We start from the raw sequence: 26257 nt of genomic DNA on the forward strand, positions 1-26257 counted from the left end.
ATTGGAGGAAGCTTTGAGAACACTTCCCCACTCCCCACTCCCCACTCCCCCACAAAAACTCACGGCAAACATGGGGCACAGCATGGCAGAGCAGAACTCAGAAAAGCAAGTTTTTCGTAATCAAGTTGTCAACAAAAAAGAATTGACTAACTTGATCGCGTGGTCATTCACCCACTATGGAACTGCCCGCACCGCACAAATGGCAGACTTGATCAAAGATCTTGGCTTCCGATATGCAACGCGCGCAGGCGTTTCCATCAGTGTCGATGACCTACAAATTCCTCCGACAAAGCGAGCGCTACTCGATGCCGCGACTGAAACGATTCGCGACACCGAAGAAAAATATACTCGTGGGGAAATCACAGAAGTCGAACGGTTCCAAAAAGTAATTGACACTTGGAACGGAACTAGTGAAGAACTTAAAGACGAGGTGGTTCGACATTTTCGATCGAATAACCCGCTCAACTCGGTTTACATGATGGCATTCTCCGGAGCACGGGGAAATATCTCACAGGTTCGTCAGTTGGTCGGGATGCGGGGCTTGATGGCAAACCCACAAGGGGAAATTATTGACTTGCCAATTAAGACCAACTTCCGAGAAGGCTTAACCGTAACCGAGTACATTATTTCCTCCTACGGTGCGCGCAAAGGTCTTGTCGATACCGCACTTCGGACAGCAGACTCTGGATACCTCACCCGTCGATTGGTGGACGTCTCTCAGGATGTCATCATTCGTGAACTCGACTGCGGCACGACCCGAGGCATTCCAGCGCGTCCCATGATGGATGGCGATCGCGTTCTCATTCCGTTGAAAAATCGTCTGCTCGGTCGCGTTGCCGCTCAGGATGTCCTGCATCCTGAAACCGGAGAAATCATTGTGGCTCGCAATGAAGCCATTTCAGATGACATTGCTCAACTGATTGGGAAAGCGAAAGTTCAAGAAGTCGTCGTGCGATCGCCGTTGACCTGTGAATCTGCGCGATCGGTTTGTCAGCATTGCTATGGCTGGAGCTTAGCCCATGCTCACATGGTCGATATTGGAGAAGCAGTCGGGATTATCGCGGCTCAATCGATCGGGGAACCCGGTACACAGCTTACGATGCGGACATTCCACACCGGTGGGGTGTTTACCGGAGAAATGGCGCGTCAAGAACGGGCAAACTTTGATGGAACAATCAAGGTTCCCAAACGCTTGAGAACTCGTCCCTACCGGACTCGTCATGGAGAAGATGCGCTGATTGTTGAGAGCGCAGGATCTGAACTGAAAATCACACTGGAAGGCTCAGGCGGACAGCAACAAGCCTTCACCGTTTCACAAGGGGCGACGCTCTTAGTGAAAGATGGGATGAAGGTGAAAGCTGGACAGACTCTCGCAGAAGTTCCTTTAACCGGACGCGGACGCAAGACGACTGAGAAAGCCTCGAAGGACGTTGCCTCTGACTTAGCTGGAGAAGTTCGGTTCGCAGATGTCGTTCCCGAAGAGAAAAAAGACCGTCAAGGTAACACCACTCGAACTGCACAAAGAGGCGGTTTGATGTGGGTACTCTCGGGCGAAGTGTATAACTTGCCGCCGGGTGCTGAACCTGTGGTGAAAAACGGCGATCGCATTGAAGCCAATAGCACGATCGCTGAAACGAAGCTCGTCACTGAAAATGGTGGGGTCGTTCGTCTACCTGAGAACGGAGTCGAAAATAGCAAAGGCGGGCGCGAGATCCAAATCATCACGGCATCCGTCATGTTGGATCAAGCGCGAGTTCGGGCTGAGACCTCTCAAGGACGGGATCAGTACTTGCTGGAAACCGCTGGAAATCAAACGTTCTTGCTGAAAGCGACTCCAGGAACTCAGGTTACAAACGGTCAAGTCGTCGCTGAACTGAGAGACGATCGTTACCATACTCAAACTGGAGGAATCATCAAGTACTCCGGCGTTGAGATTGGCAAGAAAGGCAAGGCAAAACAAGGCTACGAAGTCATCAAAGGTGGAACCATTCTCTGGATTCCCGAAGAAGCGCATGAGGTGAATAAAGACATCTCGCTTCTGATGGTCGAAGACGGTCAGTATGTCGAAGCCGGAACCGAAGTTGTGAAAGACATTTTCTGTCAAAGCAACGGAGTTATCGAAGTCACGCAGAAAAATGACATTCTGCGCGAAGTGGTGATCAAGCCGGGCGATCTGCACATGATCGATAGCTTGGATGAGGTGATCACTCGTGAAGCAACGCTCGTCAATCCAGGGCAGCAAGTCATGCCTGGATTAACCGCGAGTGAACTGCTGTATGCCGAGTACGTTGAAACACCGGAAGGTCCGGCAATTCTGCTGCGTCCGGTGACTGAATTTAACGTACCAGATGATCCGGCGGTTCCAAGCCAAGAATCTGCTAAGGAAGAATCGGGTCGAGCAATTCGTCTGAGAGCTGTTCAACGCCTGCCTTACAAAGATGGTGAGCGGGTCAAATCCGTTGAAGGTTTGGAATTGCTCAGAACTCAACTCGTTCTCGAAGTCGATCAAGACGCGCAACTCGCTGCTGATATCGAATTGATTCCTGATGAGACTGATCCTGAAGTCATGCGGCTTCAGTTGGTGATTCTCGAATCGCTGGTGATTCGGCGTGACATTGCCGCTGACGTGACTCAAGGCAGCACTCAGACTCGCATCATGGTCAAAGATGGCGACCAGATTACCGCAGGAGCGGTTGTTGCTCGGACTGAAATTCTCTGTAAAGAAGCAGGGGAAGTTCAAGGGATTCGCCAAGGGGCTGAATCGATTCGTCGGATTCTCGTCGTTCGTGAAGTCGATACAGTCACCCTGACCGCTAGTAACCCGAGTGTCAAAGCAGGCGATCTGTTGATTGCTGGCAGTGATATCGGTGGAACTGTTCTTGAAGAATCTGGACAGATCTTGAGTGTCCAAGGCGATCAAGTTGTTGTGCGGATTGCTCGTCCGTATCGAGTCTCTCCGGGTGCAGTACTGCACGTCGATGATGGCGACTTGGTACAACGGGGCGATAATCTCGTGCTGCTGATTTTTGAGCGCACCAAGACGGGAGACATCATTCAAGGTTTGCCGAGAATTGAAGAACTTCTAGAAGCTCGTAAGCCAAAAGAAGCTTGTATTCTGGCACGTCGCGCGGGAACGGCTCAGGTCGTTTATGGAGAAGACGATTCGGTTGAAGTGAAGATCGTCGATCGAGAAGGTCTGATCACCGAATACCCAATTGGTCCCGGACAGAACGTGATCATCGGGGATAGTCAAGAAGTTGCGGCTGGAGAACGGCTCACCGATGGACCTGCCAACCCGCACGAATTACTCGAAGTGATGTTCCGAGCTAGGAACGAAGAAGTCAGTCTGCATGATGCGGCTTTGTTTAGCTTGCGGGAAGTTCAGACCTTCTTGGTAAACGAAGTGCAATCGGTGTATCAATCTCAAGGGATTGATATTTCTGACAAACACATCGAAGTCGTCGTGCGTCAGATGACCTCAAAAGCACGAGTCGAAGACGGCGGTGATACAACCATGCTGCCTGGTGAGTTGGTAGAAATTTACCAGATTGAACAGGTAAATGATGCCATGTCGATCACAGGGGGCGCACCTGCTCAATATGAGCCTGTATTGCTCGGGATCACGAAAGCTTCGCTCAACACAGATAGTTTCATCTCTGCAGCAAGTTTCCAAGAAACGACGCGGGTACTGACTGAAGCTGCGATCGAAGGAAAATCTGACTGGTTGCGCGGTCTGAAAGAGAACGTGATCATTGGTCGTCTCATTCCTGCGGGAACGGGCTTCAATGCTTACGAAGAAATGGGTAGCCCAGCCGACATTGATCCAGTTTATGATCCGATGTTCTTGGATGAGGATACTGATTTCTCGGATGTCGTTCTTGACGATCGTACGGCGCGCTCTTATGGCTTAGAAGCAATGGACGATCGTCCTAGCTTTAGCTTTGAGAGTTTTGGCAACTCGGATGAAGCAGATTCAGATTCGATCTATTCGCCGATTATTGATGATGATGATGATCTGATCGCAGATGATATGGATGACGATCTGTAATGGTTAGGGAGAGCCGGATGTTGAGGAATTGACCCGCATCCGGCGATTCATGCAAACCGTCGAATGACTCGATCCATAGTTCATATAAAAGCCTCCGGCTAGACACCGGAGGCTTTCTTACTTGAAGAAATAAAATTCTAAGAAAATAGCACTTACTACAGATAGTACCTATACAGGTGGAGAGGTGAGAGGAGTTTTAGGAGAAGTACGATTCACTAGGTCGGGTAGGATTGTTCCTTTCAGATAGGTCTGCCTGAAATTCGCCTGATTCGGATTGGTATCGCTTAGATTGGCATTAGTAAGGTTGGCTTGAGTAAAATTCGTGCCTGTTAACGTTGCTCCAGTCAGAATCGCATCTGTGAGGTTGGCATGACTGAGGTTAACTTGAGTCAGATTTGCCTTCGTTAAGTTAGCACCACTCAGATTGATGCCCGCTAGATTCAGATTTCTAAAGTTAACAGCAATCAGATTCAGATTGCTAAAGTCTCGTTGTCCTGCCGCATATCGACTGATAATTTCTTTGATATTCATTGGGATGAGGATAGAGAAGAACATGCCTTGCAACAGCGCATCATAAGAAATGAGGCAGACTGTTAGCCTGCCTGCAAGACTTTATAAGATGCGACTGAATTAAGAATTCAGAAGATTCAACACTCTAATAGCGCCGAGAAGAGCCACCTTTACGATCGAAACTGCCGCCACGAGAAGAGCCTCTGTCTTCACGGGGTCTTGCTTTATTCACTGTTAAATCGCGTCCCATCCATTCCGCACCATTTAAGGCTTCGATCGCGGCATCCTCTTCCGCATCGCTCGCCATTTCAACAAATCCGAATCCGCGTAAGCGTCCTGTTTCGCGATCGGTCGGAAGCTGAACACGCTTGACTGTTCCAAATTCAGCGAAAATCTCAGCAAGATTTTCTTGTACAACCTCATAAGAGAGGTTACCAACATAAATTGACATACAATTGTTGCCCCAGAATTACAGTGTAGAGAGAGTTAGATTCGGAGCAACATTTGATAGAGGAGATCACATTGCCGAAGATAGTCTCTTCTATAAGAAGTTTAGCATAATCTTGACCCTTAGGTGCGATCGCACAAATCAATTTCCCCGCATATTGCTCTCTCTATGCTAAACTTCCTGATAAGGTTTATCTTCGGGCGTGTAAATCGTTCCAGCCTAGCGTTTCTCCGAACATACCTCTCTTCATTGATGATTCTGGAGAATCTTTATGTCAGTTTACGTTGGTAATTTGTCCTATCAGGCAACACAGGATGGTTTAACCCAGGCTTTCTCAGAGTATGGAACCGTGAAGCGGGTGCAACTGCCGACCGATCGCGAAACGGGTCGGATGCGGGGATTTGCTTTTGTCGAGATGGGAACCGATGCAGAAGAAGACGCTGCGATTGAAGCACTCGATGGAGCCGAGTGGATGGGGCGCGATCTCAAGGTGAATAAAGCGAAACCCCGTGAAGACCGCGGGTCGTCTCAGGGGGGGTGGGACAATCGAGGCGGTTCTAGACGTTACTAAACTTAAAGACTGGAGCAGATGCGCAAATTTCGCTGTGCGTTAATGGCAGCTTGAATGCTTACAGTCAAAGTTGGTCAGAGGCTACTCAGTCATGGGTAGCCTTCTTCATCAGCTTTCATCACATTTCATGTTCGGGAGGAGAATGAATGCCCCAAGTTATTCCAGGTGAGAATGAAGGAATCGAATCTACATTACGTCGATTTAAGCGAGAAGTTTCTAAGGCAGAAATTTTTCCAGATATGAGAAAGCATCGCTATTTTGAGACACCAATCGAAAAACGCAAGCGTAAAGCATTGGCGAAGCATAAACAGCGGAAGAGAAAATTCCGGCATTAGCCTGGTAAAAGATGAAAAGCCGAGCTGTTTCGTTCCTGTGCCGCTTAGAACTCAAGTTCAGGATGGGTAAACACAACATTTTTCAATCACCCTACTGAGCGAACTGAAAGCCTTAGGCGCAAACGTTTTAAACCTACGTTGGGGATTGGCTATCGGATTGGGGGAGCGTTACAGTAACAGTTGTTCCCTGGTTTACCTGACTGTCAACTTGAATGTGTCCATGATGGTTTTCAACAATGGCGAGCGCGATCGCGAGTCCCAATCCTGATCCTCCCGTTGCTTTTGTTCGAGCTGGATCAACTCGATAGAACCGATCGAACAATTTCGCGATCGCGCCTTCTGGAATTCCAATGCCCGTATCAATGACTTTGGTTTGTAATCCAGCTTTCGTTGCGACTAGCTCAACTGTGATTTCTCCCTGCTCGGGAGTGTATTTGATCGCATTACTAATCAAATTTGTAAACAGTCGAGAAAGCTGATCCCGGTCACCCTGTAACCAATATTCTGACGTGCGATCGACCTTAAATGACAATTCCTTGTCTGCGGTCGTAATGCCTTGTTCTTCTAAAACCTCATCGAGTAAATCATTGAGCGCGAGCGCAGTTCTCTGAGGTTGAACAATCCCACTATCCTGTCTCGCTAAAAATAGTAAATCATCGACTAGTTTGCCTAGTCGCTGAGTGAGCCGTTCAATCACTTGCAAATATTGCTGCTGAATCTGAGGGTCAGGATCGGACAGTGCCACTTGTACATTCGTTTGAATGACAGCGATCGGGTTTCTCAACTCATGCGATGCATCAGCGGTAAACTGCTTCAACCGTTGATAGGATTCGCGAATCGGTTGCATGGCAATTCCCGACAGAAACCACCCGATCGCAGCAACAATTCCCACCATGATCGCCGTGCCAACACTCAAGTCCAATACTAATTGACGAGTTGGCTTTGTGACTTCAAACCAAGGATGGCTCACGCGCAAGTATCCTAATACCCGATTGCCAATCTGAACTTTCTCAGTCACCTGCCGCAAGAGTTGTGTGTCGGAGACATGAACCGTCTCGCCATCGTGATTGACATGCATGGGAATAGAAAGGGGTTCAGCAAAGGTTGACCACAGTTGTTGCCCCTTCGCATCAAACCACTCCAAATCGATGTGATCGTCTTCCAAAGAAATGGAATTATCCCGAAAGCTCGCTTCAACATTGACGCTCACCTGATCCCCGATCGCTTGGATCACCAGCGATCGCTGAACGACTTCTGCCACATGATTTAAGGTGTCATCAATGCGCTCGATTAATGTCGATCGCACATAGAAATAAAACCCACTTGCAAACACTAACAACAACACAGCGGTGACTGTGGTGTACCAAAGTGCTAATCGTCGTCGTGTCGCTTGAAACATAGGTTTAATGACTGCGAGGAGGTGTGAATTAACCCCTTCCATTTGATAGAAGTTGCAGAGCTTTCTACTCGTTAATTTAGCAGAAACTTCTGGGTGCACTCCTTTAGTTTCAGGTTCCGATTACGATCAATTTGATTGATCTTGTATTCATTTGACCAGACGATGCAAAACATTCAAGCCGTTCATCACATTGCAATTATTTGCTCCGACTACGATCGCTCAAAGCATTTCTATGTCCATTTACTAGGCTTTTCAATCATTCGTGAGGTCTTTCGAGAAGCACGCCAATCGTACAAGCTCGATTTGCAAGTTGATTCTCAGACTCAAATTGAATTGTTCTCTTTTCCGAATCCGCCTGAGCGACCCTGCTATCCCGAAGCTTGTGGTTTGAGACATCTCGCTTTTTCGGTGGCAGATTTGGATCTCGCGATCGCTGACCTCTCTGCAAAAGGAATCGAAACTGAACCTATTCGAGTCGATGAATGGACGGGTAAGCGATTTACTTTCTTCAAAGATCCAGATGGTTTGCCATTAGAACTCTATGAACGCTAGTGAACCTGAATTTGATGCAGAATTGCCTGATCAAAAAATTCAAACTGCTCATCCATGATTTTTGGGTGAATTTCTTCGATCAAGCCGTGCATCTCTATCGGCGAGACTGAAGCTTGCGATAAACATCTTTCAAATCCACACCATGATGCGCGATCGCGACTAATGAATGAAAGAACAAATCCGCCACTTCACCCGCGATCGCATCTTTGTCATCATCCTTACAAGCCATCACCACTTCTGCCGCTTCTTCCCCAATCTTTTTGAGAATCTTGTTATCTCCGCCTTCAAATAATGTCCGAGTGTAAGACTTCTCAATAGGGTTATCTCTGCGATCGCAAACCACAGCAAACACTTGCGACAAGGTATCAGCAAGCGGAGGCGTAACGCTGCCATTCACTTGATGAAAGCAGCTTCTTTCGCCTGTATGACAAGCAATATCACCAATCTGCTCAACTGAAATTAACAGCGCATCACTATCGCAGTCGTATCGAATCGCCTTCACCTTTTGCGTATGTCCAGACGTTGCCCCTTTATGCCAAAACTCTTGCCGCGATCGACTCCAAAACCAAGTCTCACCAGTTGCTAGCGTCTTTTGCAGAGACTCTTGGTTCATCCACGCCATCATCAAAACCGCGCCATCCAAATAATCCTGCACGATCGCAGGTACTAAACCGCGATCGTCATATTTAATCTGGTCAGTAGGGATGGAATCAGCAGAAACAAGTTCGATGGAAGCCATAACAATCGGTGTTTATTCAGGGCAGTTCTCAATGTAACGTGAATTGAGAGCTAATTTTGCAGCCCCAATCATTCCAGCGCAATTCCCTAACTGAGCAGGAATGATCTGTAATCCTTCTCGCGAAGTTGGCATGACCCGTTGTTCGATTTCTGCGATCGCGCTCGGTAAGAAGAATTCTGCACTCGCACTGATTCCCCCACCAATCAAGATCGCTTCTGGAGTCAGGACATAAATCAAACTCGTCAAACCCAGTCCCAAATCGCGTCCATAGGATCGCCAAAATTCTAAGGCTGCTGGATCGTGCGATCGCGCTAATCTGCACAATTCATCCGGTTCTTTTCCCGTCCGTCGTCGAATTGCTTGAATCGAGGTATGCTGCTCCAGAGAGCCGCGATTTCCACTCTTACAGGGCGCACCATTCGCATCTAAGCTAATCAGCCCTAATTCACCTGCTGCGCCCGTATGTCCGATAAACAGTTCCCCGTTCAAAATAATTGCCCCTCCGACCCCGGTTCCCAGCGTCAGAAGAATGAAATTTTGAAAGGCTTTGCCAGCACCGAGCCACGCTTCTCCTAAACCTGCACAATTGGCATCATTCGACAAAATCGTCGGTCGTCCTGTTTTTTCTTCGATCCAATCGGCTAAGGGAATCTCAATCCAATCCGGCAAATTGATTGCGATTCGGGCGATGCGTCCTCTAGCATCGGTTGGTCCTGGCATACCAATTCCGATCGCACAAGCTTCGCGCTTCGGATCAAGGTCAGCGATCGCATCAACGATCGTCATCAGCACCGCTCTAGGCAAAGCGGGTTGAGGCGTTGGAACCGTGAGTGCTTGAAGGCACGTTCCATCTGGAGTAAACCGTCCCAATTTAATTGCTGTCCCACCTAAATCGATGCCCAGAACTTGAATTGCAGCCTTCATCACGTTGCCTGAAAAATAGGATCAATCAAGAGCCTACCGGATAAACTGCAAAACTGGCTCAACCTCGGTAAGCCGCATCCGACTTTTCAAAGAAAGTTTCGGATTTCGCACATACCATGTCCGCTTTAATCACTCCTACACAGACTTCGGCAACCCCCAAATGAAGGTGATTCCGGGATGGACTTCTCATAGAAATTGATCGCTTAGAAGTGTAATTGATAGCTTCTCAACTTAGACATTTCAGCATGAGTGCGGAAAATCCTGCCAAGCTTGCGTCACAATATCGCTGAGCCATTGCCGCTGTTGGGCATCTAGAATTGCGTCGTCGGCTAGGACTTCAGCTTTGATTTCTTCTAAAGACTGTCCCTGAGAGCGAGCGGTTTCGATCACAACAGCGATCGCGTTGAGAATAAGTTCTTCAGCCCCAGGAGACCGTACTGAGATAGATTCAGAAGCGCGCGGTGAAATAGGATAATTCATAGTGCTGATCTGATCCGAGTCCTCGATAATAATGAAAATGATGTAAAGAATTTAATTTGGTATCAGGAGTAGCTTGTTTTTTATTGGTTTGTCAACCGTCTTGCTGAATTGATCGGAGTTTAGATCTTACTCATGGAAGAAATCCTTTACCTAGAAGTCCCCACCCCCGATACGGCTGCGGTCATTTCATGGCTGCATGCTGACTATGCTCCTGAACAAGGCGAGAAAGTCCTCATGCCTGCGGGGATTCGGCTAGGTGAACTTTCGATATTTGTCTGGTCAGTTCAGCGATCGACCTATCTGAAAGTATTTCGCTGGGCAGATCGCGCTGGAGCAGATGAAGCAAAAATTCTCCGAAAATTAGTGGCGAATTTGAGAGAAGAATTTCCGCCAGTCTATCCTGCTCCTCCAAACATTGATTTATCGCAGCAGTCGATTTTTGAAGCATTAGCGGCAGATTATCCGAAAACGGTTGAGTTTTTCAAGAAAATACCGAATGGCGAGTATGACTTAAATCGCGTGTACTGGTGGGAACAACGCTGGCGTGAGAGTGTCCAGACTCCTCAAACTCCGAAGCAAGTTGTTTTCCGCACGGATGATGGCAATATCACGCCAGCGAAGCCAGCTTATGACCTCATCTACATTGGAGGGGCGTTAGGCATTGTTCATGCGGCTGTGATGGCAAAATTGGGCTACCGGGTGCTACTGCTGGAGCGGATGCCGTTTGGACGGATGAATCGGGAATGGAATATTTCACGCAGTGAGTTTCAGAGTTTGATCGATTTGGGATTGTTTACAGTCGCCGAATTCGATCGAGTGATTGCGGCTGAGTATGTCGATGGCTTCCACAAGTTCTTTGATGCAAACAATCCACCGCAAGCTAAGGCGAAGATTCTGCATACGCCGACGGTCTTGAATATTGCGATCGATGCAGAAAGATTTCTCAAACTCTGCGGGGATAAGTTCCGCGAAGCAGGCGGCGAAATCTGGGATGAGACTGAGTTTGAGCGAGCCGATATTAATCCAGATAAAGCGACGATTTACGCGAAACATTTGCCCACTGGAAGCGATCGTCAAGTCACAGGGCGGTTGCTCGTAGATGCAATGGGAACGGCTTCACCGATCGCGTGGCAACTCAATTCAGGTCGAGCCTTTGATAGTGTTTGCCCGACAGTTGGAGCAGTGATTTCTGAAGGGTTTGAGCCGGAAGTTTGGGATGTGCAATATGGCGATGTACTGAATAGCCACGGAGACATTTCTCGCGGACGGCAGTTGATCTGGGAACTTTTTCCCGCTGAGGGCAAAGAACTGACGTTTTATCTGTTCCACTATCATCAAGTGCATCCTGAAAATCCAGGTTCTTTACTTGAGATGTACGAGGATTTCTTTACGATCCTGCCCGAGTATCGGCGTTGTGATATGGAGAAGTTGGTCTGGAAGAAGGCAACGTTTGGCTACATTCCAGGGCATTTCAGTATGAGCAGTCGCGATCGCACCATTGCATTCGATCGCTTAATTGCGATTGGCGATGCTGCTTCGTTGCAATCTCCGTTAGTGTTTACAGGCTTTGGGTCATTAGTACGGAATCTATCTCGTCTGACTCATTTACTAGATACAGCACTGAAGCATGATTTACTCGATCAGCGATCGCTGAATGCAATTCGGGCTTATCAAAGTAATGTCTCTGTGACTTGGATGTTCTCAAAAGGCATGATGGTGCCAACCGGTAAGATTTTGCCGCCGCAGCAAGTCAATTCGATGCTGAATACCTTCTTTGATGTCCTTGCTGATCAGCCGCCAGCGATCGCAGATGCATTTATCAAAGATCGGGTGACTTGGACAAGATTTAATCGCATGGCACTCGTTGCTGCTAAGAAAAATCCGCGTCTTTTACTCTGGATCTGGCAAATGGCAGGCGCAAAGGATCTGACCCGCTGGCTAGGGAATTACTTGAACTTTGCCGTCAGTGCGTTGATGAGTTGGATCTTTAGCGGCTGGTTTCCAAAGCTGCTTTATCAGATGCAGCCTTGGTTAGAGCCTCGATTGCCTTCAGTATGGCTGTGGGGATTATCACAGAGCTATGCACTGACCTATGGGCTAGGAAAACCACATTTGATGCCGAAGTTTCAGCTTACAAAGCCGAGAGCGAAGGTGGAAGTGCGATCGCGATTAGGTAGTCAGGAACCAGAAATCGGATAAGTCCGCGCGGAATCAGAGCTCGAAGTTGTCAGACAACTTCGAGCTCTGGTCAATCAGGGTTACAAAGAGAAAAAGATGCCAACAGCATTAGAATACGAACGCAGAATCACCTGCTACGACTGGGACGAACTCTTAATGCTATGGAACCAAATTCAGTTGGGTGATACTCCTGATTGGGAACGTGGGAAAGCAATGGAATACCTAGTACTCAGGGCATTTCAGTTGGAAGGTGCAGAAGTTATCTATCCTTACAGTGTGGTCATTGAGGAAGAAGAATTAGAGCAAATTGATGGTGCAATTTATTCCAATGGGCTTGCTTGCTTAATCGAATGCAAAGACGTAGCAGAGCGTGTCAATATCGAGCCGCTGGCTAAAATGCGAAACCAGCTATTGCGCCGACCTGCATCAACGATCGGGATTTTGTTTAGCCGGAATGGATTTACGTATGCTGCAATTTCTCTTGCTCGGTACATTGCTCCTCAAACAATTTTGCTGTGGACTGGAGACGAGATTGAATATGCGCTACAGTCAAGACAAATGCAACAATCGTTGCTGAAAAAGTATCGATTTTGTGTGCAGCAAGGAATTCCAAACTATCGAATTCAAGCGGAGGAAGGGGGATGAATCGAGTTTATTTGATTACAGAACGTCCTTCTGATGCAGAGATTCTTAGAAAAGTGCTGCCAAAATCGGCACAAGAAAGAGTTCAGTTTGTTGAAAGCAAAAGCGATTATGATGCAGAATCTCGGGCAATGTCTCTGCTTGCCGAGAAGCGTCTACCTGTAGTCTTGGTTCTGAATTCGAGAACAAATGATGAGTCAGCAATTCAGCAAAGAAAAGCAGATTTAGGGTACTTGCTTCGGACTTATTCTGGCTCTGTGCCATTCAAATTAGCGATCGCTGTTCCAGAACTAGAAGTTATCTTTTTCCAAGATCGATCGCTTATCGAAACTCTCATTGGCAAAGCCTTGACTGATCTAGAGTGGAAATTTGCTCAGCGGCATCCTCAAGAGCTATTAGACACTCTAGCAGAAGACAAGACAGCCTTGTTAGCAGAAATCTTGAGACTCCTCTCTCCAGAGACACGTCAACTTTTACAACAGTATCCCTTGATTCATGAAATCACAACATTTTTGCTAGAAATTAGCATTCATCAGAAATCGATTGAAGAAAGCGCAGTTCCAGGTTGACACCAATGCATTAGAGCGTGTCATCAATTAGGCAAATCGTAGATGGGCGTTCAATCTGAGTGCTTATCCCAATTCCAGAGTCGTCGCACCAAAAATACGATCGACAGGCAAGGTTGGAACTTGTCCCCAATACATTCGCACACAAGTGAACATTGGTTCTAATGCATATCGTTGCTTTAAGCTCGGCAAAGCAGGATGAACATCTGGAATATCGATAAACACAGGCTCTGTTCCCGCTTTAACGATCAAGGCTTGCAAAATAGCTTCTGCAATTTCTAGCGAATCTGCAAATAGCGGACAGACTTTAAATCCCTGCACACAGCGGCGAATTACACCATATCCAACTAATCGATTCTGTTCCACAACTCCATACGCTGCACTTTCTGGCATCTGAAGCCATGATTCTAGAAATTGCGAACGGGATGCCGGAAATAGTTCAGCGTCATATCGAAGAATCTCTGCTAATGGAAGTTGATTGAGAGGAATTACCCAGTCAGGATGCTGAGCTGAACCATCGGGTTGATGCTGATGCCGGATATGACGGTAAGCTGGAACGAATCCAGCCTGGCGATAAGTGGCTTCTCGATCGAGAACTCCATCTAACCCAATACTGGCATCAGCATCGAGTCTTGATACGAATTGCTGCCATGCCGTCTGCCATAATTTCAAACCGTAGCCTTTCCCTCTCCATTCAGGTTGAACGATGTACAGCCCAATGAAACCAAACTTCTGGCTGTAGCGAACGACAGAGATACAGCCAATCGGTTGTTCATCGAGTTCTGCAAGTAAAAATCCATCGGGGTCAGCTTTGTAGAAAGGTTCTGCATCATAAAGTCCTGGATTCCAGCCTTCTTGGGCTGCCCAGTTTAAGGCAATTTGAACCTCTGCCAGGGTCATCGATCGAATCTTCAAAGTCATCGCCAACCTCTCAAAATTGATCCATCTATACCAATTAACAGTAAAGGTAGAGTTCTCCAAGCGGATCAGAACAATCGATAAATCCTACTTTACACAAAGATTCTTATGTTAAGATTTTCGCGTCTAATTGCGAGAATGAATGCATGTACGCGGATACCGAATTTGGTGGAACCACAGGTTTAATGGATGTCGAAGCTGTTCAGAAAACTCTGAATCGATCGCGAGCTTCGGTCTATCGCTATGCCAATACTGACCTTGAACAACTCAATCCTCCGTTCAATCCCAAGCGTCTTAATCCTGAACTGCGGCAATCTCCGAACGATCCATTGATGTTTCACTCAAATGAAGTCGCTCGATTTGCCAAAGAAGTTTTGAAAATCAAACAAGTGACGATCGAGATTCAAGAGCCTCAACCGAATCACACGCAAGAAGTTCTCGAAGCCATTCTCGTTGAACTCAAGAGTATTCATGAACTGCTCAAATCTCGATCGTCTTAGGCACTCAACTGTCAGACCACCTTTCCTGCTACACTCAAAAAACTCATTTTTGGCACTCGACAATGCTGAGAAAAATTGGGCGATCGCTCTTCTTAATCTGTCTTTGTTTCTCACTGGTGGTTGGTTGTACTCGATCGACATACGAACCTCCTGCAAATGCAGATGGACAAATTACGATTGGCTCAACTGCTAGCATTAACACGATCGATCCGGCTGATGCTTATACGAATTTTGCAGGCAGCTTGTTGTACAACTTAGGCGATCGACTTTACGGATATAAGCCTGGCACGAGTGAATTACAGCCTCAATTAGCAACAGCTTTGCCGAAAGTCAGTGCAGATCGATTGACCTATACGATTCCGATTCGTCAAGGCGTTGTGTTTCATGATGGCGAACCGTTTAATGCCAAAGCCATGGAGTTTTCGCTGAAACGGTTTATCGAAAATGGCGGCAGTCCTTCGTTTTTACTAGCAGATGTGATTGATTCGATCGCGGCTAAAAGTGAAGGTGAGCTTGTGATTAAGCTGAAAAAACCCTTTGCAGCATTTCCTTCGCTACTCGCATTTTCAGGTGCTTGTGCTGTTTCTCCTAAAGCTTACGAGATTGGTCAAAATAAGTTCAATTCCGAAGTATTTGTAGGAACGGGAGCTTACAAGCTAGTAAAGTATGGAACAGATTCGCTGAAGCTCGAAGCGTTCGATCGCTATTGGGGAACTAAACCTGCGAATCCAGGGATTAATATTCAATTTTTCTCAAGCTCTGCGAATTTGTTTAATGCCTTTCGCACAGGCGCGATCGATGTTGCTTATCAAGGTCTAGCCCTCGATCAAATTCGGATGCTCAAAGATGGAGCGAAAAATGCGGCTTGGAAAATGCTGGAACAGTCTGGTAGTGGCATTGATTATTTAACGATTAATTTGAAATCTCCGCCCTTAGATCGCTTAGAAGTTCGTCAAGCGATCGCGGCAATGATGGATCGTCCGTTGCTAGAAAGTCGAGTTTTTCAGGGCCAGATTGAACCGCTGTATAGTCTGCTTCCGAAAACCATGAAAGAGCAGAAGCCTGTGTTTCAAGAATTGGGCGACCGCAATGTCGAGAAAGCTAAATCATTACTTGCCAAAGCAGGCTACAGCGAATCGAATCCGCTGAAAGTACAACTCTGGTATCGATCGAATGTCTCAACTGATGGCATGGCAGCGATTACTCTCAAAGAGTCTGTACGTAAGAGCTTGGGCAATTTGATGCAGATTCAGCTAGACAGTGTGGAGTCTACTACGGCTTATCGAAACATTGATAAAGCTGCTTATCCGATGTTTCTATTTGACTGGAATCCTGATTTTCTCGATGCTGATAACTACATTCAGCCGTTTATGGAGTGTACTAAGGCAACAGCAGAGCAGCGATGTGAGAGTGGTTCAACCGTGTCTCAAGGGTCGTTTTACTTTAGCGATCGCGTCAATCAATTAATTGATCAAAGTCGCCAAGAGCTAGATCCAGTCAAACGCAAAGGATTGTTTGAGCAGTTGCAGGCTGAATTGGTCAAGGATGTGCCGTTTATTCCATTGTGGCAAAACAAGGACGTTCTGTTTGTGCAGAACAACATTCAGAATGCTAGCTTGGAAGTAACGCAGAAGGTTCCGTTTGGACGAATGAAGAAAGCTTAGAACAATCAAGCGGTGGCTTTCTGCAAGAAAACGCCTGCTATGGAGAGCTATCTTGTGGCAAGCGCTTCTGTCTTTGCCTCTTCCCGATCGAGTTCTATGTCCTAAGCATCTCTAAGTCAATACAAGTTTCTAAGATTCAACTTGAGACAAACTGTAATCTGAGCCTCAAATCACTGCGCCTGCTTGGAATACTCGCCCAATGACTTCTTCGATCGGAGGATCACTCACTGCTAAATCAACCACTTGCAACTCGGCTAGGATTCTCGCGATCGCTTGTGTCAAGTCCTCTTGCTGCACTAAAAAGCGCACGGATTGTTTCTCAACCTCTTGTACATACCCATAAGCTGAAAGTTCCGACTCAGTGTACGTGCGATTAAATTCTACTTTGACCTCGCGACAGGGAGAGAAGCGATCGACTAAGCCATCCAAACTGCCGTCATAAATTAGCTGTCCCTGATGAATCATCAACACCCGCTCACACAAAGCAGTAATATCTGCCATGTAATGACTAGTTAGTAAAACGGTTGCTTTGTATTGAGCATTATATTCTTTCAAAAACTCTCGAACAGAGACTTGTGCATTCACATCTAGCCCTAAAGTCGGCTCGTCTAAAAACAAAACTTGGGGTTCGTGAAGTAAAGCGGCTAGCAATTCGCATTTCATGCGTTCACCGAGCGAAAGTTTGCGGACAGGCTGAGTCAGTTTGCCTTCTAGAGACAGCATCTCTGAAAGTTCGCCGATCCGAGCTTTTAGCGTACGATCGCTAATTCCATATACCGCAGCATTGATGCGCAAAGAATCAGCAGCAGGCAAATCCCAAATCAACTGCTGCTTTTGTCCCATGACTAGCGTGATTTTTTGCAAAAAGCTCGATCGACGCTCAAAAGGCACATGTCCTGCAACGGTCACTTTGCCAGAAGACGGATGAATCAATCCGGTGAGCATTTTCAACGTCGTCGTTTTTCCTGCTCCGTTTGCCCCTAAAAATCCGACCACTTCGCCCGGTTCGATATGAAACGAAACATCCTGAACCGCTTTCACCTGGCGATAAGTGCGTTTGAAAAAATGGGTCACCGTTCCTTTGAACCCTGCCTCTTTAACAGCGACAGGATAGACTTTCGTTAAGCGATCGACGGTGATGCTAGACATAACAGCAGAGAAAAACACTAATTCTGTTTATTCTAAGACGGCTTGCCATGAATCGAATCTACTTTAGGGATTGTGACAAACAGGATTGCTCAATTCGCAAGAAGATCGATCGGTCAGCCCGATAAATTCGGCAAGAAACTATCCCTTACGTGCCCCAAGCGGCTGTAAGTTCCAATCATCCTCGGTACGTTGTGCCAGTTGCCAGGTTTGCGTTTTGCCTTCGGTTTTCCGTTGGAGATAGAGGTCGAACGGATTGTCACTTTGGCTTTCTTGACGTTTCGGGAGTTTGAGCGTGAAATCATACACGCCTTTGACGTGGAAGCCGTCCGATCCTTGAATCTTTAGGGGCGATTGTTCGGTAATTTTGACCCGATCGATACTCACCTTCGGATCGGCTGACAATTTCAATTCTTGGCTAATCTGTTGTTCGGTTTGATTGACCGAAATGGCGATCGCATTTTTCAACACATTGTCTGGAACCGAATATCGCCCACCGCACGCAACTAAGCCGATTGCTAGGACAATAGATAAGATAATTTGTAGTGATTTTCTCAACATGTTTAAGCAGGCATTTGGTGTAGACGAGTCTCTATACGCCTATATTCTCTCAAACTCGCTGCACGAATCCGACATTCTCGCCCAACTTCGTCACGAAACCAGCGAAATGCCTCAAGCCCGAATGCAGATTTCGCCGGATCAGGGTCAATTCATGGCGCTGTTGGTGCGATTGATGCAGGCAAAAAAAGCGATCGAAGTTGGAGTCTTTACCGGATACAGCTCGCTGTCTGTAGCGATGGCAATGCCGGAAGATGGAAAATTAATCGCCTGTGATGTCAGCGAAGAATATACCGCGATCGCTCGGAAATATTGGAACCTTGCAGGCGTGACAGACAAAATCGATCTGCGAATTGCTCCCGCGATCGAGACGCTCGATCAATTACTTCAAGACCAAGCTGGAACCTTCGATTTTGCATTTATTGATGCAGATAAAGGAAACTATGCAAATTACTACGATCGTGTGATTCAATTGGTGCGCTCAGGTGGATTAATTTTGATTGATAACGTGTTGTGGTCAGGTCGAGTGGCAGATGCCAGCGATTCCGATAAGATTGTCAATACAATTCGCGCTTTCAATACAAAACTTGCTCAAGATGAGCAAGTTTTGATCACAATTTTACCGATCGCAGATGGATTAACGTTGGCGTTGAAAAAATGAGTTGTCTTTATTAGTTCGAGCGACTACTAGAAACTACAACTTTATCCGTTCTGACTGGGGAAAGACTGGGCTGTTTGAGCAGTGAGATACCATACCAACACAACAGGCTCATAACAATCATTTCACCCCCATCCTCTGCCAATTCAAATGCAAACCCCAGGGGAATTCCAGGTCGATTAATGACCTCAATCATGATATGCAGCGCATCAACTACGACACCAAAAAAAGCAAGACAGCCAAGTAATACGAAGAGACGTTTGCAGATCCAACGAAACTGTTGTGTGCCCAACCAATAGGAAACACCAATGAGCAACAGAAAAACTAGACCCGTACTAGCTGCAACAACTAACTCGCCCAAATCAATTGCTCTTAATCCCAAGACTGGCTGAAAATTTTGAGTCGTTGCAATCCACTCCCCAACTCTCTCATGGACAAGAAATGCATCATCGATCAGCAGATAACCGAATAGCAAGGAAAAAGACAGGTATGACCATTCCGCCCGACTGCTCGCCAAAATTGCAAAGCTACAGAACAGCCAAAACTCCTTGACGTATTGAAACGTTTCCCCAAATCCGCGATCGGTAGTGATTGTCCAATAAGTAGAATTAATCTGAGGCGAAAGACGGAGAGCGAAATGCGCCAAGATGGATAAAAAATCAGTTAGCAGCAGTAGCAGGAGAATTTCAGCAGCGGGTTGAAATTTTAGTTTCTTCATGAAGTTTTCAGGCTTTAGGACTTGGGATTGAAGAATGGAGTGTCATAAATTACACTGATTGCTTTCCTAGAGATCAGGAGTAACACATAAAATTTAACCTCTTTTTATTCCAAAATTAATACTCGCTTAACCTAAAGAACGCATGTAACTTAAGACATACATCTGAACAGTTAGGAGTTAATTCTTAAGAGAATTTCTATGAGATCTGGTTATACACTTCCTGTTTTCGCTTGTGCTTCCGCGATCGCTGCCGTGCAACACTTAAAACATCAATCTGCAATTTCTGAAGTGGAAGTGGATCTGATTAATCCAGTTGCACAGGTGAAAATCCCGATCGAACAAGTCGCCAAATTAACACCCCATTCAGCACTAGCAATTACTCGCAGCGATCCCGGCGATAATCTCGACTTGACTCGCAACACCCCAATTTGGGCAATGGTCGAACTGACTCAAGGACAAGGGATTGAAATCATCGGCGGAGAAGGCATCGGACAAAAAGCCGACCAGCAAGCCGCAATTTACGCTTACGCTCAGCAATTAATCCAAACGAATCTCGAACGCCTTTTAGAACCGCATGAAGCGTTACGTATCACCTTGATTTTGCCCGAAGGTCGTCAACTTGCAAAACGCACATCCAACGAAGCATTTGGTGTTGTCGAAGGCTTATCGCTGCTCGGTACCTCTGGCATTGCTCACCCTCTCAGCGCACCGGATCAGTTAGAACTGTTTCGAGCCGAGCTACAAGAAAAAGCGCGGCGATTCGACACCCTCGTTTTCTGCATTGGTGAAAATGGATTAGATTTGGCAGCCAAGATGGGAATTGAGCGAGATCGCACGCTCAAAACTGCCAATTGGATCGGCTCTCTCCTCGTCGAAGCGGGAATGCAGCGAGTCAAATCGATTCTGCTGTTTGGCTATCACGGGAAACTGATCAAACTTGCAGGTGGCATTTTCCACACGCATCATCATGTGGCAGATGCTCGGCAAGAAATCCTAACAGCACATGCGGCAAAAGTCGGTGTCTCAACTTCTGATCTACAATCAATCTTTACCAGTTCTACGGCTGAGGACGGATTGACATACTTGAGAACCTTGGGCAAAGAGATTGCGGTTTACGATTCGATCGCGGCTGCAATCGAAACTCGCGCTGAAGAATATATTTATACCCACAGCGAAGCAAGCGTTGAAATCGGCGTAATTTTGTTTGATCGATCGCGTCAAGTTTTAAGACAAAGTAGAAAAGCAGAGAAACTGCTTGAGTCGGTTCGAGAATTGTGATTAAAATAGCCAGAATATTCAAAACCCTTGCTTTTTTATTCCGCTTCAAAAGTTCGTTTAACCTCGTTTGACCTTCGTTCTCTCTCATCAGGACACACTCTCGTGACTCCACCTATTGAACCGTCTGTTTTGGATGCACCCGCATCTACTTCGCAAGGATTTGATGCACTCGAACGCCAGATGATTGTAATTCTCGATTTTGGATCGCAATACTCAGAACTGATTGCCCGTCGCATCCGCGAAACGCAAGTTTATTCTGAAGTGTTGTCTTATCGCACAACGGTTGAACAACTCCGCCAACTCAATCCGAAAGGCATTATTTTGTCGGGTGGCCCTAACTCGGTTTACGACCAAGGCGCACCTCAGTGCGATCCAGGGATTTGGGAGCTTGGCATTCCTGTTTTAGGGGTTTGTTACGGGATGCAGTTGATGGTGCAACAGCTTGGCGGTAGCGTTGAGCGCACCGATCGCGGTGAATATGGAAAGGCAAAGATTGAGATCGACGACCCCACCGATTTGCTGACGAATGTCGAAGATAACTCGATCATGTGGATGAGTCACGGAGATTCTGTGACCAAGTTGCCAGAAGGATTTGGCTTACTCGCACATACGACGAATACACCTTGCGCGGCGATCGCAGAACACGATCGCAATCTGTACGGCGTGCAGTTCCATCCCGAAGTCGTGCATTCGCAATTTGGACAAGCGCTGATTCGCAACTTTGTCTATCACATCTGTAAGTGTGAGCCGACTTGGACAACGGAAGCATTTGTTGAAGAATCGATTCGAGAAATTCGCGCCAAAATTGGCGATAAGCGGGTGCTGCTGGCTTTATCGGGTGGCGTTGATTCTTCGACGCTGGCATTTTTGCTGCATCGCGCGATCGGGGATCAACTGACTTGTATGTTCATCGATCAAGGCTTCATGCGGAAGTTAGAGCCAGAGCGCTTGGTGAAACTTTTCCATGAGCAGTTCCACATTGATGTTGCGTATGTGAATGCGCGGGAGCGATTTGTTGACGCGATCGCAGGCATCACCGATCCAGAGGAAAAACGCAAACGCATCGGACATGAATTTATCCGAGTGTTTGAAGAAGAATCGAAGCGATTGGGGCCGTTTGACTATCTGGCGCAAGGAACGTTGTATCCAGACGTGATCGAATCTGCGGATACCAATGTTGATCCGCAGACTGGAGAACGAGTCGCTGTTAAGATCAAGAGCCATCACAACGTAGGTGGTCTGCCGAAAGATCTGCAATTCAAGCTGGTTGAACCGTTACGGAAGCTGTTTAAGGATGAAGTGCGGAAAGTTGGGCGATCGATTGGTTTGCCTGAAGAAATCGTCAATCGTCAACCCTTCCCTGGTCCAGGTCTAGCGATCCGGATTTTGGGAGAAGTGACGAATGAGAAGTTAAATATCTTGCGCGATGCAGATTTGATTGTGCGGCAAGAGATCAATCGGGCTGGCATCTATCACGATGTTTGGCAAGCCTTTGCTGTGCTGCTTCCTGTCCGCAGTGTCGGTGTAATGGGAGATCAGCGCACTTATGCTTATCCGATCGTGCTGCGCTGTGTGAAGAGTGAAGATGGCATGACAGCAGATTGGGCACGCATTCCTTACGATTTGTTAGAAACGATTTCTAACCGAATTGTGAATGAAGTGAAGGGTGTGAATCGAGTTGTGTATGACATCACCTCGAAGCCGCCTGGAACCATCGAGTGGGAATAGTTTAGAGACTTGCCCTGATTCGCTCCGAAAGCCCCCGGTTTTACTGGGGGTTTTCCCATTGGTTCAGACCCCCAATTATTGCAGTCACACAGAGGGGGAATTGTTATGTCTAAGTTGATTCGACGAGTCGCAATTGTCGGCGGAACGCATGGAAATGAATGGACAGGCGTTTATCTCGTCAAAAAGCTTCAGCAGTTTCCAGCATTGACGACTCGATCGAGCTTTGAAACCATCACACTCTTGGCAAATCCAAAAGCGATCGAACTAAATCGCCGCTATATCGATCAAGACTTGAATCGAAGCTTTGCCAGCGAGGATTTATTGAATCCCAAATTGATCAACTATGAGAATCAACGTGCGCGGGATATTGTCGCTCAACTTGGTTCTAGAGATCAGCCTCAAGTAGATGTGATTATCGATCTGCATAGCACCACGTCGAATATGGGGCTGACGATTCTTCCTTCGACTCCTGATCCCTTTAATCTGCGACTCTCTGCTTATTTGAGCCAGATTTATCCGGATGTGCGAGTGGCTTTAGGAATGAATTGTACGCAAGATGCGCCGTTATTGCGATCGCTCTCGCCCTTGGGCTTCACGATTGAAGTTGGAGCAGTAGCTCAGAGTGTTCTCAACGCTGATCTATTCCTCAAAACCGAGCAACTCATTTACGCCGTTTTGGATTACATCGAAGCTTTGAATCAAGGAAAACCACTGGATGTGCCGCCTCGTTTGACGTTGTATCAAGCGATCGAGGCTATCGATTATCCCAGAGACGCGATCGGGAATCTACAAGCTTTCATTCATCCTGATCGCCAGTTCAAAGACTATGAACCGTTACAGCCTGATGAGCCGATCTTTCTGACTTTTGCGGGAGAATCGATTTGTTATCAAGGCAATTCTACAGTTTTTCCAATCTTTATTAACGAAGCTGCTTACTACGAAAAACAGATTGCGATGATTTTGACTGAAAAGCGCGAGATTGAGCTAGATAAAGAATATTAAAAAACGCTTAATTGATGTGTTTCTCAGTGTTTTTTCGAGCGTAATTTTAATGACAGACTAAAGTCTTAAATTATAAAATTCAAATTGTGGAAAACCGGTGAATAAGCTGTGGAAAATCTGTTTCGCTTGTGGAAAACTTGCGTTTTAGTCGGAGTAATTTGGCTTTTTGTCTCGACTTCTGCATTTGCTTCGATTCATACTTATTCGGATCAAAATAGCGTATTGTATCGATCGCTATCAAGATTACAAGATGACTCAAATCGAGCCTGGCAAGTGGTTTTTTATAAACGATTTCCGATTGGACAGCCCAATTCAGTTCATTTAAGATTAGTGGGATTTCCTGGAGCGGTGACGATCGATCATCCGCGATCGTTAGAACTTGAAGCCAATCGATCGCTCTTGAGCATTGAGGATGTGACCTCGAAAGATTTCCCGATCGCTCATGTAGGCGAATATGATTTCAAACCTATCTTGAACCAGTTAGATACCGATACCAAGCTCACTTTGATTCTGCCCTTGAAATCTGGAGAAGCGCGGTTAAAGGTTCCCCAAGACACGGCATTGGAATGGTGGCGAGTGGCAAGTTGGCAGCCGGAGCAGTAGAGGAGATTAACGACTCCCATAGATCAGTAAAGGAGCGATCGACAAAAACTCGATCGCTCCTTCAAACTCAAAGAAAAATTCTCAGACTTACGCCGCAATCACTTGAGTCAGTGGTGACCAGCGGAAATATCGCTCTCCACCGACTTCAATCACAACCTTCACTCGCGGCTCAATCTTCGGCAAGTTCGCTAAATACTCAAGCTCTTGATTCGACAGAATATGTCCCTCAATAATCCAAAGCAATAATCCCTTCGACTTCGGCGGCAAGTGAGCAATTTGACTCGTCACGATCGGCGGAACGAAATAGGTATATCCAACCGCTGCACCCGATCCGGTGCTCTTTTTGCCCAAATGCGGAGGACGAACGCCATGAACTCCCGTCAGATAAGCCGCCACATCCCCTAAACCTCTTGCCGTAATGCTGAGCGACTTGTAACCTGCTGACCGAATTCGACGGCGATAGCGTCCTTCAAATCCGCCTTCGAGGGGAACATAGGCAGCGATCGCGCCGTGGGTTTCAAGATCTTTAATTAGCTGTCCGCCTGTGGTGAGAAGTGCCATGCCGCTCGAACCTTCCTAAATTTAACGGTAAACATTTCAGAGATGCTCAGCATCCCTACTTATTCTAAAGGGTTATCTTCTTCTAAACCTTCAAGAATCTCTATTCCATTCATAATTTTCTCCATCGATTGAACTCAATGGGTCTTTCTCAAGATGGGTGAAAACTAATATGAAAAAGATTATTTGTATACAGTATGCGATTTTACAAACTGAGTGCCTTAGTATACTTCATACTTCAGTGGTGCAATTTATCCTAACCTTATGAAACACTCTGCCCTATGGTTAATGACGATCGCCTGTACGATCTCGATTGGCAGTCTTTACTATAACCAGCCAATGCTGGGATTAATTAGCACGCATTTCCAGGTGTCAATTACGGATGTGAGTGCTGTCCCAACCCTGACTCAGATTGGATATGCGATCGGGATGCTGTTCTTTGTCCCCTTAGGGGATCGGCTGGATCGGCGGAAATTGATTGTTTGGCTGAGTGGATGCAATGCGATCGCGCTGCTGTGTGCCGCGCTGTCTCCTGGATTTTATTGGTTAATTGCTGCAAGCTTCATGATTGGACTCACAGCGGTCGTGCCTCAATTATTGATTCCTTTTGCTGCTCAGTTGGCAGATTCGGAGCAGAGAGGACGAATTGTGGGAACTGTGATGAGCGGCTTGCTCGTTGGGATTGTATTAGGGCGAGTTGCAGGTGGGTTTTTCGGAGGAGAATTCGGCTGGCAGTCCACATTTTTGATTGCGGCAGGATTGATGGTGGGATTAGGCATCGTCTTGGTCAAGCAATTGCCGAGCACGTTGCCTGCTAAAACTGAGATTTCTTATTTGGAATTATTGCGATCGCTGCCTGTTTTATTCGCAGAACATTCAACCTTGAGAAAGAGATCGATTGCGGGAGCAATGTTCTTTGCCGCCTATAGTGGCTTTTGGGCAATCCTGCCCTTCTTATTGGAACGTCCGCCGTTTGAATTTCAAAGTGAGATGATTGGGCTGTTTGGATTAGTTGGGATCATGAGCGCAGGAGCTTCTCCCCTGTTAGGAAAGATGACCGATCGCACCAATCCAAGAGTGATGCTGAGAATTGCGATCGGGCTATTTCTCGGCGCACTTCTCGTTTTATTTCAGTTTCACAGTACGCTTTGGGGATTGATTGTCGGCGCAATCCTACTGGATCTCGGAACACAAACAGGTCAGATTTCTAACAAGGCAAAAATTTATAGCTTACCGATTGAAGTTCATAACCGTCTCACGACAGTTTATATGGTGATCTTCTTTACAGGTGGTGCGATCGGCTCGTGGTTGTGTGCCTATGGATGGAAGTTTTCGGATTATTAATTTAATTGGGGTTTAGAGCAATTTTGTAGTTCAACATACAATTTTGATCCGGCTAGATTGATAAACCTAGAATCTGCCCTAGCTTTGATATACGGTATACGCGATTCATCCGTTTGGACAGTACAAGGATTCAATACGGAGCAAATTACTGTATGTGCAGATGGGTGAACCGTAAGCTCAACGCCCTGAA

General features: G+C 46.6%; 26 protein-coding genes. 15 read left to right on the plus strand and 11 right to left on the minus strand.

The genetic code is table 11. The features are described from left to right. Positions 1 to 82: 82 nt before the first annotated feature. Positions 83 to 4048 (plus strand): DNA-directed RNA polymerase subunit beta', encoded by a 3966-nt coding sequence (locus J0L70_RS13910; RefSeq protein ID WP_017291366.1) that lies wholly within the window; start codon positions 83 to 85, stop codon positions 4046 to 4048. Positions 4049 to 4216: 168 nt separating this feature from the next. On the opposite strand, the gene J0L70_RS13915 is transcribed toward J0L70_RS13910, so the two are convergent. Together J0L70_RS13915 and rbp (J0L70_RS13920) are read right to left on the minus strand one after the other, a co-directional pair. Then, positions 4217 to 4579 (minus strand): pentapeptide repeat-containing protein, encoded by a 363-nt coding sequence (locus J0L70_RS13915; RefSeq protein WP_017291365.1) that lies wholly within the window; start codon positions 4577 to 4579, stop codon positions 4217 to 4219. 124 nt (positions 4580 to 4703) lie between these two features. Then, entirely contained in the window at positions 4704 to 5009 is a 306-nt protein-coding gene (gene rbp / locus J0L70_RS13920; RefSeq protein ID WP_017291364.1) for an RNA-binding regulator, read from the minus strand. 268 nt (positions 5010 to 5277) lie between these two features. On the opposite strand from rbp (J0L70_RS13920), the gene rbp (J0L70_RS13925) reads away from it, so the two are divergent. Then, entirely contained in the window at positions 5278 to 5577 is a 300-nt protein-coding gene (gene rbp / locus J0L70_RS13925; RefSeq protein WP_017291363.1) for an RNA-binding regulator, read from the plus strand. A 146-nt stretch (positions 5578 to 5723) separates the two neighbouring features. Beyond that, on the plus strand, positions 5724 to 5912 hold the full coding sequence (rpsU, locus tag J0L70_RS13930) for a 30S ribosomal protein S21 (RefSeq protein WP_017291362.1): 189 nt from the start codon (positions 5724 to 5726) through the stop codon (positions 5910 to 5912). A 133-nt stretch (positions 5913 to 6045) separates the two neighbouring features. Here the strand turns inward: rpsU and J0L70_RS13935 are convergent, their stop codons facing one another. Beyond that, the gene (locus tag J0L70_RS13935; protein ID WP_287455050.1) at positions 6046 to 7311 is read right to left on the minus strand and encodes a sensor histidine kinase; all 1266 of its coding nucleotides are present in this window, start codon (positions 7309 to 7311) and stop codon (positions 6046 to 6048) included. A 162-nt stretch (positions 7312 to 7473) separates the two neighbouring features. Here J0L70_RS13935 and gloA2 point away from each other — a divergent pair, with 162 nt between their 5' ends. Next, a complete protein-coding gene (gloA2, locus tag J0L70_RS13940) occupies positions 7474 to 7863 on the plus strand; it encodes an SMU1112c/YaeR family gloxylase I-like metalloprotein (protein ID WP_287455051.1) in 390 nt (129 codons plus the stop codon). 94 nt (positions 7864 to 7957) lie between these two features. Here the strand turns inward: gloA2 and hisIE are convergent, their stop codons facing one another. The 3 genes from hisIE to J0L70_RS13955 all read right to left on the minus strand — a co-directional run bounded on the left by hisIE (position 7958) and on the right by J0L70_RS13955 (position 10006). Further along, the gene (hisIE, locus tag J0L70_RS13945) at positions 7958 to 8602 is read right to left on the minus strand and encodes a bifunctional phosphoribosyl-AMP cyclohydrolase/phosphoribosyl-ATP diphosphatase HisIE (RefSeq protein WP_287455052.1); all 645 of its coding nucleotides are present in this window, start codon (positions 8600 to 8602) and stop codon (positions 7958 to 7960) included. 12 nt (positions 8603 to 8614) lie between these two features. After that, positions 8615 to 9526 carry an ROK family protein gene (locus J0L70_RS13950; RefSeq protein ID WP_287455053.1) on the minus strand — a complete coding sequence of 304 codons (912 nt, stop codon included), beginning with the start codon at positions 9524 to 9526 and terminating at the stop codon, positions 8615 to 8617. A gap of 240 nt (positions 9527 to 9766) precedes the next feature. Further along, positions 9767 to 10006, minus strand: coding sequence for a hypothetical protein (locus tag J0L70_RS13955; protein WP_017291356.1), 240 nt, complete (start codon positions 10004 to 10006; stop codon positions 9767 to 9769). A gap of 132 nt (positions 10007 to 10138) precedes the next feature. Between J0L70_RS13955 and J0L70_RS13960 the strand changes: the two genes are divergently transcribed. The 3 genes from J0L70_RS13960 to J0L70_RS13970 all read left to right on the plus strand — a co-directional run bounded on the left by J0L70_RS13960 (position 10139) and on the right by J0L70_RS13970 (position 13395). Next, entirely contained in the window at positions 10139 to 12205 is a 2067-nt protein-coding gene (locus J0L70_RS13960) for an NAD(P)/FAD-dependent oxidoreductase (protein WP_287455054.1), read from the plus strand. 75 nt (positions 12206 to 12280) lie between these two features. Beyond that, positions 12281 to 12829 (plus strand): restriction endonuclease, encoded by a 549-nt coding sequence (locus tag J0L70_RS13965; RefSeq protein ID WP_287455055.1) that lies wholly within the window; start codon positions 12281 to 12283, stop codon positions 12827 to 12829. Next, positions 12826 to 13395: a hypothetical protein gene (locus J0L70_RS13970; RefSeq protein ID WP_287455056.1), complete on the plus strand. Its 570-nt coding sequence runs from the start codon at positions 12826 to 12828 to the stop codon at positions 13393 to 13395. Before J0L70_RS13965 ends, J0L70_RS13970 begins: the two co-directional genes overlap by 4 nt. A gap of 63 nt (positions 13396 to 13458) precedes the next feature. On the opposite strand, the gene J0L70_RS13975 is transcribed toward J0L70_RS13970, so the two are convergent. Continuing rightward, a complete protein-coding gene (locus tag J0L70_RS13975; protein ID WP_287455057.1) occupies positions 13459 to 14313 on the minus strand; it encodes a GNAT family N-acetyltransferase in 855 nt (284 codons plus the stop codon). A gap of 143 nt (positions 14314 to 14456) precedes the next feature. Here J0L70_RS13975 and J0L70_RS13980 point away from each other — a divergent pair, with 143 nt between their 5' ends. Together J0L70_RS13980 and J0L70_RS13985 are read left to right on the plus strand one after the other, a co-directional pair. After that, positions 14457 to 14810: a DUF8631 domain-containing protein gene (locus J0L70_RS13980; RefSeq protein ID WP_017291351.1), complete on the plus strand. Its 354-nt coding sequence runs from the start codon at positions 14457 to 14459 to the stop codon at positions 14808 to 14810. Positions 14811 to 14872: 62 nt separating this feature from the next. Beyond that, positions 14873 to 16474, plus strand: a complete 1602-nt coding sequence (locus tag J0L70_RS13985; RefSeq protein ID WP_287455058.1) for an ABC transporter substrate-binding protein — start codon at positions 14873 to 14875, stop codon at positions 16472 to 16474. 165 nt (positions 16475 to 16639) lie between these two features. Here the strand turns inward: J0L70_RS13985 and J0L70_RS13990 are convergent, their stop codons facing one another. After that, positions 16640 to 17623, minus strand: coding sequence for an ABC transporter ATP-binding protein (locus J0L70_RS13990; protein ID WP_287455059.1), 984 nt, complete (start codon positions 17621 to 17623; stop codon positions 16640 to 16642). Between the two features lie 138 nt (positions 17624 to 17761). Beyond that, positions 17762 to 18181: a hypothetical protein gene (locus J0L70_RS13995; RefSeq protein ID WP_287455060.1), complete on the minus strand. Its 420-nt coding sequence runs from the start codon at positions 18179 to 18181 to the stop codon at positions 17762 to 17764. Between J0L70_RS13995 and J0L70_RS14000 the strand changes: the two genes are divergently transcribed. Then, positions 18180 to 18839 carry a class I SAM-dependent methyltransferase gene (locus J0L70_RS14000; protein WP_287455061.1) on the plus strand — a complete coding sequence of 220 codons (660 nt, stop codon included), beginning with the start codon at positions 18180 to 18182 and terminating at the stop codon, positions 18837 to 18839. The two genes, J0L70_RS13995 and J0L70_RS14000, sit on opposite strands and share 2 nt — an antisense overlap. Positions 18840 to 18849: 10 nt before the next feature. Here the strand turns inward: J0L70_RS14000 and J0L70_RS14005 are convergent, their stop codons facing one another. Next, entirely contained in the window at positions 18850 to 19554 is a 705-nt protein-coding gene (locus tag J0L70_RS14005; protein ID WP_268242171.1) for a DUF8692 domain-containing protein, read from the minus strand. Positions 19555 to 19752: 198 nt separating this feature from the next. On the opposite strand from J0L70_RS14005, the gene cbiD reads away from it, so the two are divergent. From cbiD to J0L70_RS14025, 4 genes are all read left to right on the plus strand, one after another. Then, positions 19753 to 20832: a cobalt-precorrin-5B (C(1))-methyltransferase CbiD gene (gene cbiD / locus J0L70_RS14010; RefSeq protein ID WP_287455062.1), complete on the plus strand. Its 1080-nt coding sequence runs from the start codon at positions 19753 to 19755 to the stop codon at positions 20830 to 20832. Positions 20833 to 20934: 102 nt separating this feature from the next. Beyond that, positions 20935 to 22560: a glutamine-hydrolyzing GMP synthase gene (gene guaA / locus J0L70_RS14015; protein ID WP_316429013.1), complete on the plus strand. Its 1626-nt coding sequence runs from the start codon at positions 20935 to 20937 to the stop codon at positions 22558 to 22560. A gap of 105 nt (positions 22561 to 22665) precedes the next feature. Then, positions 22666 to 23562 (plus strand): aspartoacylase, encoded by an 897-nt coding sequence (locus tag J0L70_RS14020; RefSeq protein WP_287455063.1) that lies wholly within the window; start codon positions 22666 to 22668, stop codon positions 23560 to 23562. Positions 23563 to 23670: 108 nt separating this feature from the next. Continuing rightward, positions 23671 to 24165, plus strand: a complete 495-nt coding sequence (locus tag J0L70_RS14025; protein ID WP_287455064.1) for a DUF3122 domain-containing protein — start codon at positions 23671 to 23673, stop codon at positions 24163 to 24165. Between the two features lie 87 nt (positions 24166 to 24252). On the opposite strand, the gene J0L70_RS14030 is transcribed toward J0L70_RS14025, so the two are convergent. After that, the gene (locus J0L70_RS14030; protein WP_071596195.1) at positions 24253 to 24726 is read right to left on the minus strand and encodes an NAD(P)H-quinone oxidoreductase subunit N; all 474 of its coding nucleotides are present in this window, start codon (positions 24724 to 24726) and stop codon (positions 24253 to 24255) included. Positions 24727 to 24987: 261 nt separating this feature from the next. Here J0L70_RS14030 and J0L70_RS14035 point away from each other — a divergent pair, with 261 nt between their 5' ends. Then, positions 24988 to 26067, plus strand: coding sequence for an MFS transporter (locus J0L70_RS14035; RefSeq protein ID WP_144056297.1), 1080 nt, complete (start codon positions 24988 to 24990; stop codon positions 26065 to 26067). The last annotated feature ends 190 nt before the right edge of the window (positions 26068 to 26257 follow it).

This window comes from Leptolyngbya sp. UWPOB_LEPTO1 (assembly GCF_017302695.1).
In the GTDB taxonomy this organism is placed as follows: Bacteria; Cyanobacteriota; Cyanobacteriia; order Leptolyngbyales; family Leptolyngbyaceae; genus Leptolyngbya; species Leptolyngbya boryana.

What these genes read in the sequence shown, in the direction of transcription:
- J0L70_RS13910 (WP_017291366.1), top strand. Translation starts at nt 83, where the DNA reads ATGGCAGAGCAGAACTCAGAAAAGCAAGTTTTTCGTAATCAAGTTGTC.
- J0L70_RS13915 (WP_017291365.1), bottom strand. Translation starts at nt 4,579, where the DNA reads ATGAATATCAAAGAAATTATCAGTCGATATGCGGCAGGACAACGAGAC.
- rbp (WP_017291364.1), bottom strand. Translation starts at nt 5,009, where the DNA reads ATGTCAATTTATGTTGGTAACCTCTCTTATGAGGTTGTACAAGAAAAT.
- rbp (WP_017291363.1), top strand. Translation starts at nt 5,278, where the DNA reads ATGTCAGTTTACGTTGGTAATTTGTCCTATCAGGCAACACAGGATGGT.
- rpsU (WP_017291362.1), top strand. Translation starts at nt 5,724, where the DNA reads ATGCCCCAAGTTATTCCAGGTGAGAATGAAGGAATCGAATCTACATTA.
- J0L70_RS13935 (WP_287455050.1), bottom strand. Translation starts at nt 7,311, where the DNA reads ATGTTTCAAGCGACACGACGACGATTAGCACTTTGGTACACCACAGTC.
- gloA2 (WP_287455051.1), top strand. Translation starts at nt 7,474, where the DNA reads ATGCAAAACATTCAAGCCGTTCATCACATTGCAATTATTTGCTCCGAC.
- hisIE (WP_287455052.1), bottom strand. Translation starts at nt 8,602, where the DNA reads ATGGCTTCCATCGAACTTGTTTCTGCTGATTCCATCCCTACTGACCAG.
- J0L70_RS13950 (WP_287455053.1), bottom strand. Translation starts at nt 9,526, where the DNA reads ATGAAGGCTGCAATTCAAGTTCTGGGCATCGATTTAGGTGGGACAGCA.
- J0L70_RS13955 (WP_017291356.1), bottom strand. Translation starts at nt 10,006, where the DNA reads ATGAATTATCCTATTTCACCGCGCGCTTCTGAATCTATCTCAGTACGG.
- J0L70_RS13960 (WP_287455054.1), top strand. Translation starts at nt 10,139, where the DNA reads ATGGAAGAAATCCTTTACCTAGAAGTCCCCACCCCCGATACGGCTGCG.
- J0L70_RS13965 (WP_287455055.1), top strand. Translation starts at nt 12,281, where the DNA reads ATGCCAACAGCATTAGAATACGAACGCAGAATCACCTGCTACGACTGG.
- J0L70_RS13970 (WP_287455056.1), top strand. Translation starts at nt 12,826, where the DNA reads ATGAATCGAGTTTATTTGATTACAGAACGTCCTTCTGATGCAGAGATT.
- J0L70_RS13975 (WP_287455057.1), bottom strand. Translation starts at nt 14,313, where the DNA reads ATGACTTTGAAGATTCGATCGATGACCCTGGCAGAGGTTCAAATTGCC.
- J0L70_RS13980 (WP_017291351.1), top strand. Translation starts at nt 14,457, where the DNA reads ATGTACGCGGATACCGAATTTGGTGGAACCACAGGTTTAATGGATGTC.
- J0L70_RS13985 (WP_287455058.1), top strand. Translation starts at nt 14,873, where the DNA reads ATGCTGAGAAAAATTGGGCGATCGCTCTTCTTAATCTGTCTTTGTTTC.
- J0L70_RS13990 (WP_287455059.1), bottom strand. Translation starts at nt 17,623, where the DNA reads ATGTCTAGCATCACCGTCGATCGCTTAACGAAAGTCTATCCTGTCGCT.
- J0L70_RS14000 (WP_287455061.1), top strand. Translation starts at nt 18,180, where the DNA reads ATGTTTAAGCAGGCATTTGGTGTAGACGAGTCTCTATACGCCTATATT.
- J0L70_RS13995 (WP_287455060.1), bottom strand. Translation starts at nt 18,181, where the DNA reads ATGTTGAGAAAATCACTACAAATTATCTTATCTATTGTCCTAGCAATC.
- J0L70_RS14005 (WP_268242171.1), bottom strand. Translation starts at nt 19,554, where the DNA reads ATGAAGAAACTAAAATTTCAACCCGCTGCTGAAATTCTCCTGCTACTG.
- cbiD (WP_287455062.1), top strand. Translation starts at nt 19,753, where the DNA reads ATGAGATCTGGTTATACACTTCCTGTTTTCGCTTGTGCTTCCGCGATC.
- J0L70_RS14020 (WP_287455063.1), top strand. Translation starts at nt 22,666, where the DNA reads ATGTCTAAGTTGATTCGACGAGTCGCAATTGTCGGCGGAACGCATGGA.
- J0L70_RS14030 (WP_071596195.1), bottom strand. Translation starts at nt 24,726, where the DNA reads ATGGCACTTCTCACCACAGGCGGACAGCTAATTAAAGATCTTGAAACC.
- J0L70_RS14035 (WP_144056297.1), top strand. Translation starts at nt 24,988, where the DNA reads ATGAAACACTCTGCCCTATGGTTAATGACGATCGCCTGTACGATCTCG.